Genomic DNA, 6,588 nt, shown 5'->3' on the forward strand with positions numbered 1-6,588 from the left:
GCGGGCACGGTCCGGCAGGAAGCAGGGAGCCTCGCATTCCCTGCGTCAGAGCGAGACCTTCGTCCAGCTGCCAAGGCATTGTGCCACGGGTGAGCGGACGAGGTCTCGCTTTTGTTTTTGGGTCCGGGAGGACCCGAGGAGTGCACCGTGAATAACGTGAAGACTTTCGTGCTGATGGCCGGGCTCATGGGGCTGTTTCTCATCGCCGGGCAGTTGCTGGGTGGGGCGCAGGGCCTCGTGCTCGCGTTCATCCTGGGCGGCGCGTTCAACTTCATCATGTATTTCTTCTCCGACCGCATGGTGCTCAAGATGTATGGCGCCAAGGTGGTCGGGCCCAACGACGCGCCCGAGCTGTACGCGATGGTGAACCGGCTGCGCCAGCGGGCTGGGCTCCCGATGCCCAAGGTGGCGATCGCGCCCAAGGAGCAGCCCAACGCATTCGCCACGGGCCGCAACCCGGAGCACGCGGTCGTCGCCGTCACCAGCGGCATCCTCAAGTACGTGCCGCCGGAGGAGCTGGAGGGCGTGCTGGCGCACGAGCTGGCGCACGTGAAGAACCGGGACATGCTGCTCTCGACCATCGCGGCGGGGATGGCGGGGGCGATCTCGAACCTGCCCTACCTGCTGCTCTTCGGCGGCGGGGGCGACGATGACGGGCATCCGATGGCGCAGCTCGCGCTGGTGCTGCTCGGGCCGATCGGCGCGATGCTGATCCAGTTCGCCATCTCGCGCCAGCGGGAGTTCGAGGCGGATCGGGTGGGCGCGGAGATCATGGGCAAGCCGCTACCGCTCGCGCACGCGCTCCAGCGGCTGGACGCGCTGGCACACCGGATCCCGATGCAGGTGGCGCCGGCGGCGGCGCAGCTCGCGCTGGTGAATCCGCTCTCGGCGATGCGCGGCGGCGGGCTATCCAACCTCTTCAGCACCCATCCGCCCACGGCGGAGCGGGTGGCGCGGCTCGAGGCGATGGCGGCGGGCCGCTAGTTGGGCCACCACCCGCCGGGCGTATGGCTCGGATTCACCGGCCTGGTCGTGGCGCTGCTCGCCTTCGACCTCGGGATCCTCAACCGGCGGGCGCACAAGTTCAGCTTGAAGGAGGCGATGAGCTGGAGTATCGGGCTCATCGCCCTGGCGCTCGCGTTCGGGCTGCTGGTGCTCTGGCGGGAGGGCTCGCGCTCGGCGCTGGAGTACTACACCGGCTACATCATCGAGCTGTCGCTCAGCGTCGACAACCTCTTCGTCTTCATCCTCATCTTTTCATACTTCGGCGTGCCGGCGGCGGCGCAGCCGAAGGTGCTCAACTGGGGCATTCTCGGGGCGATCGTGATGCGGCTCATCATGATCGCCCTCGGCGCATTCCTGCTCGAGCGGTTCGAGTGGATCATTTACGTGTTCGGCGGGATTCTCGTGCTCACCGGGATCCGGATGTTCACCCAGCGCGACGCGCGGATCGAGCCGGAGAAGAACCCGGTGGTGCGCCTCGCGCGCCGGCTGCTGCCGTTCGCCGACCACTACGACGGCGCGCGCTTCACCACGCGCGTACGCGGCCGCCGGCTCGCGACCCCGCTCCTCCTCGTGCTGCTCGTGGTGGAGTCGTCCGACGTGCTGTTCGCCATCGACAGCATTCCGGCGGTGTTCGCGGTGACGCGCGATCCGTTCATCGTGTACAGCTCGAACGTGTTCGCGGTGCTCGGGCTTCGGGCGCTCTTCTTCGTGCTGGCGGGGCTCATGGACAAGTTCGTGTATCTCAAGCCAGGCGTCGCGCTGATCCTCGTACTGGTCGGGATCAAGATGGCGCTGAGCGGATGGGTGCATGTGCCGGTGCTCGCCTCGCTCGTGGCCATCATCGCGATCCTGGGCGGCGCGGTGGCGCTTTCGCTCTTCCGCTCCGCAGCTTCGAGAGTCGAATGAGCGCGAATGCGTTGCCGGGATCGAGCGCGGCCAGGCAACGGTGCGTTCGATCGGCCGCGGGCGCGTTCGAGTGCGAGGCCTCGGCGCCGCCATGAGCCGGCGGACCGAGGCCGGACCTCCCCGAGCCGGCGCCGGCCAGCTAGACTATCAGGCGATCCCCGATCAGAGCAGCTGCGCGCGTTGCGCCGAGCCCCCATCCACCCAATGCGAAATGCGCCGGTGACTCACACGCCCGAGCCGCCGAGGGCTCGCCTGCGACCGCCGTGGCGCGGATTGCTCCGCGTCGCCCGTGTGCCTGCGACGCTCTTGGCGGTGGCAGCACTTGCACTCATCATCTCGCCCGCCGCGCGGCTGCTCAACTACGGGCTGCTCGGTAGTGCGCTCATCGCCTGCGCCGCGCCGAAACGCCGGGTGCCGATCACCAGCGCTGTGGTACTCGGGCTGGGCTTGGCGTTCGTGCGCGCGCAGGGATCACCGGCGGCTCTCTCAACGCTGCTGGCGCAGGCTGGAATGCCGTTCGGGTTTCTGGGGTTGGGTGCGCTGGCGGCGCTCGCGGCGCGCGGAGACCCCGATGGCGCAACCCTCGTGGGTGCGCTCGGCATTCCGCTCGGCATACTACTCGTGCTGGTCGCGTTTCTCGCGGGGCTGATGCCGCGCAGCGGGCCAACGTTCGACTGGCGGCTCATGAGGCTCGACCGCGGGCTCGGATTCGCCCCGAGCTACCTCGTCGCTCGCCGCCTGCTCGCCGTGCCGATCGCGTCCTCACTCATGCGCGCGCTCTACCACGCGCTCGGCTTCGAGATGGCCGTGGTTTACAGCGCGGCACAACATCAGGTGCTCGCCCAACGGGCATGGCGCCGCGTGCTGGCTGCGGTGCTCGCTATCGCGGTAATCGGCCCGGTGTTGTACTTGCTCTGTCCCGCGACCGGACCACTGTATGCGTTCGCCGGCTTTCCGTGGGCCGAGCCTGACGCCACGCGCGCCGCGGCGACCGCCGTTCCGCCGGACGCTGCCCGCAACGCCATGCCTTCGCTTCACCTCGCGTGGACCCTGGTGATATATCGCGGCGTGAGCGGCAGCGCGCGCTGGCTGCGCGCGGTCACGCTGCTCTGGCTCGGAGGAACAGTCGTCGCGACTCTTGGCCTCGGCGAGCACTACGCGGCCGATCTCGTTGCGGCCGTACCCTTCGCGCTCACGGTCGAGCGACTGGTCGCCGGTTGCATCGATGCCAGAACTGCGCTGGGCCTGGCGTTCACCGGCGTGTGGATCCTGCTCCCCCGCATGCCGTGGGCGCCGAATGGACTGTTGACATGGACGCTGATGGTGAGCACCGTCGCTGCCGCCTTGGCGGTCGTTGGAACAGAACCGGCGCGCGTCCACGCGCCGCACTCGCAGCGCGCCGCCGCCTGACGCCGGGTGCTCAGTGGTCCAGCGGCGGTGCCGCCGGCCATTCGGTCGCCATGTTATCGTCGGTGATGATGCGGGCACCGGCGACTCGCCGCAGCACTCCTTCCCTTCCTTCGAGCAGCGGCAGGCCGTCGAAACTGTGCAGTGCAGGATCGAGGGCGACGATCTCGGCCAGCCGCCGCTGGTCGCCGGGATCGTGCGGGTCGAAGACCGGGCGCCCGTCGACGGCGTACCCGCGCAGCGTACGCTCCCAAGCGGCGCGGTCGAACCGCAGCGGCTGGTCGCTCACGGCAATGAAATTCATGAAGCGAAGTCCGTACCTGAAGGTCGCGAGCCCGGTGTGATAGGCCTCAGGCGACTGGGTCGTGTTGTAGTAGTACACGCCTCCCGGCTCGAGATGCGCCCGGATCAAGGTGAGGAAGTCGACGGACAGCAGGTTGGTCGCGTGCTCCCGCCAATGAAACGTGATGTTGGCGACGATGAGATCGAATCGGCGGTTCGGGTGGTGTGATAACCACCGCCGGCCGTCGTCGACGACGACCGTCACCCGCGGGTTGCGCAGCACGCTCGCGACCTGTGGATAGTCTGGAATGAGCCGCAAGTATCCGGGGTTAATCTCGACGATGGTCAGGCTGTCGACGCCCGGCAGGTTGGCGAGCACCTGCGCCCAGGCACCCATCGACAAGCCGACCATGAGCACGCGGCGCGGGGCGGGATGGAACGCCGGGATCGCAAGCGCGCGGATCAGAAAGTTCTGATCGTCGCGCAGGTCGACGCGGGCGATGCCGTCGTAGGCGCCGCCGCCGAATACCCGCCCCGCGTCGGTGATGTTGATGACACCTGCCCGATTCTCCAGCGTGCGCGCGAATCGCAGCCCCGGCTCCGACCAGGGACTGTGTAGGAGGCGCTCGTAGATGCGATCGAACACCCGCGGATTCATCCGGGAGGCGGCTAGGCCGGCCACCATTGCAGCGCACAGGACCGCCGCGGCGGCGCCCCGCCTGCCTCGGGCCCCGAGCGGGAGGCTTGCCGCGAGCGCAAGCCCGAGCGCGAGGAGGCCCAGGGCCACGCGTTCTGCGGGCCAACGCTCGAGCAGGACGTAGCCCGTGCCGAGACTGCCGCAAGCAGAGCCGAGGATGTTGGCGAAGTAGACGAACGAGAGCCGGGCACCCGCGAGCCTGTCGGGCGCGATGCCGTGCTGGCAGATGAGCGGGAAGACGGCGCCGAGCAGCGTGGTGGCGATCGCTACCATGCCGAGTGCGGCCATGCAGCCTCCGCTGCCGCACGCCGCCGCGAGCGCTGGGACCACGAGGTAGCCTGCCAGATTCGCGGCGAGGACGAAGGCGGCGGTCGGCAGCAAGAGCTCGGTGGCTTTCGCCTGCCGCCGGCAGAGCCGCCGCGCGAGTAATGAGCCGCCGGCGAGTCCGTAGAGATACGCCCCGAGTAGCAACGGGAACACCGGCGCAGCGCCCGCGGCCGAAAAGGAGAAGAGGCGGTACCAGAGGATCTCGTACGAGAGGGCGATGAAGCCCGAGAGGAACGCGACGACGAGCGCGAGCGTCATGCGCGTCTCAGCGCGGCGCGCCGGAGGGTCGCCGTGGCGATCGTCGCCACGGCGAGGTTGCAGAGCGCCGCGAGCAGCACGACGCCGGACTGGCCCAACGCCCGCATGAGCGTGAGCCCCGCGGCAAAGGCGGCCGTCGCGGAGCCGATCGTGTTGACGAAGTAGAGCAGGCCGACCGCTTCACCCACGCCCGAGTTGCGTCCGACCGCATCCGCCACGAGGAGCGGCAGCGTGGCACCCATCGCCATCGTGGGCGGCAGCACGATGAGCGCCACCATGAGCCCGGTTCCGACGGGCGACATGTCGAGCGTGAGCCGGCCCACGAGGTGAAAGAGCGGGAGCGAGGCAAGGCCGTACAGCCCGGTGCCAAGCTCGATGGCGGCAAACCAGCCGATCAGCGATCTGGTGGTGACCCGCGACGCGTAGCCGCCCGCGAGGCTTCCGAGGCCGAGCCCCAGAATGAAGAGGGTGACGATGAGCGCCACGGCCTCGACGTTGATGCCGATCACCGCGAACAGCGTGCGCTCCCAGACGACCTGATAGAGAATCGCCGCGAAGCCGGAGACGAAAAAGAGCGCGGCGATGAGCAGATCGCGCGGCGAACGGGCGGCGCTGTCGATGGCGTCGGACGTACCGGGCTCGCGGGTTCGGGCGCTGGTTGGGATGGCGACGGCGGAAATCTGCCGCGGCCGCCCGCGTGCGAGCAAGCCCCCGCCCGGCGGCGTTACCTTTGCCGCCATGCGCCTCCTCAACAGGCTGGGCCTGCACCGCCCCGAGCTCCGCGCCTGGGCGATGTACGATTGGGCGATCTCGGCCGTGCAGGTGGGGATCACCACCGCGATTTTCCCCATCTATTACGTGAAGGTCGCCGGCGCGGGGCTCGCGCCGAGCCATGCCACGCAGCACCTGGCGACGGCCAACACGGTGGCGCTCGCCGCGATTGCGCTCCTCTCGCCGTTTCTCGGGGCCGCGGCGGACTTCTCCGGGTCCAAGAAGCGCTACCTCGCCGCGTTCCTCGCACTCGGCGCCGCGGCGATCGCCGCGATGTTCTTCATCCATCACGGCGACCTCCTCTTCGCCTCGGCGCTCTTCGTGCTCGCGCTCGTCGGGGCGACGGGGAGCTTCGTCTTCTACGAGTCGCTCCTGCCGCACGTCGCCGGGCCCGGCGAAATCGACCGCGTGTCGACCGCGGGCTATGCGGTGGGCTACGTCGGCGGCGGCGTGCTGCTGGCGGTCGACCTCGCGTGGATCCAGCGGCCCGGCTGGTTCGGCCTGCCGAGCGGAGCCGGCCTGAGCGAGGCGGCTGCGACGCTGCCGGTGCGGCTCGCGTTCGTGTCGGTCGCCATCTGGTGGGTGCTCTTTTCGATTCCGCTTTTCCGCCGGGTGGCGGAGCCGCCACGCCGGCTCGAGCCGGACGAGACCAGGGGCGAGAGCCCGCTCCGCGCATCGCTCGCGCGCCTCAGCGAAACCTTTCGCGCCCTCCGCAGCTACCGGCAGGCGCTCCTCATGCTGGTCGCTTTCCTCATATACAACGACGGCATCCAGACCATCATCTCGATGGCCACCGCGTACGGCACCGAGATCGGCATCGGCCAGGGCGCACTCATCTCAGCCATCCTGCTGGTGCAGTTCGTCGGGATCCCCTGCTCCTTCGCGTTCGGCGCGCTCGCGGGGAAGATCGGCGCCAAGCGCGGGGTGATGCTGGG

General features: G+C 69.1%; 6 protein-coding genes. 4 read left to right on the forward strand and 2 right to left on the reverse strand.

Annotated elements, in window-relative coordinates:
* The first annotated feature begins 147 nt into the window (after positions 1 to 147).
* From VFW66_00005 to VFW66_00015, 3 genes are all read left to right on the forward strand, one after another.
* Complete coding sequence (locus VFW66_00005; protein ID HEX5385064.1) at positions 148 to 984, forward strand: zinc metalloprotease HtpX; 837 nt, start codon at positions 148 to 150, stop codon at positions 982 to 984.
* Positions 985 to 1,911, forward strand: coding sequence for a TerC family protein (locus tag VFW66_00010; protein HEX5385065.1), 927 nt, complete (start codon positions 985 to 987; stop codon positions 1,909 to 1,911). It abuts the gene before it with no gap.
* Between the two features lie 291 nt (positions 1,912 to 2,202).
* Positions 2,203 to 3,321 (forward strand): phosphatase PAP2 family protein, encoded by a 1,119-nt coding sequence (locus tag VFW66_00015; protein ID HEX5385066.1) that lies wholly within the window; start codon positions 2,203 to 2,205, stop codon positions 3,319 to 3,321.
* Positions 3,322 to 3,331: 10 nt separating this feature from the next.
* Here the strand turns inward: VFW66_00015 and VFW66_00020 are convergent, their stop codons facing one another.
* Positions 3,332 to 4,882 (reverse strand): hypothetical protein, encoded by a 1,551-nt coding sequence (locus VFW66_00020; protein HEX5385067.1) that lies wholly within the window; start codon positions 4,880 to 4,882, stop codon positions 3,332 to 3,334.
* Positions 4,879 to 5,622: a hypothetical protein gene (locus tag VFW66_00025; GenBank protein HEX5385068.1), complete on the reverse strand. Its 744-nt coding sequence runs from the start codon at positions 5,620 to 5,622 to the stop codon at positions 4,879 to 4,881. Before VFW66_00025 ends, VFW66_00020 begins: the two co-directional genes overlap by 4 nt.
* Between VFW66_00025 and VFW66_00030 the strand changes: the two genes are divergently transcribed.
* Positions 5,621 to 6,588, forward strand: a 968-nt coding sequence (locus tag VFW66_00030; protein HEX5385069.1) for an MFS transporter, incomplete at its 3' end; no start/stop codon positions are given. The genes VFW66_00025 and VFW66_00030 overlap by 2 nt on opposite strands.

This window comes from Gemmatimonadales bacterium (assembly GCA_036279355.1).
Classification (GTDB): domain Bacteria; phylum Gemmatimonadota; class Gemmatimonadetes; order Gemmatimonadales; family GWC2-71-9; genus DASQPE01.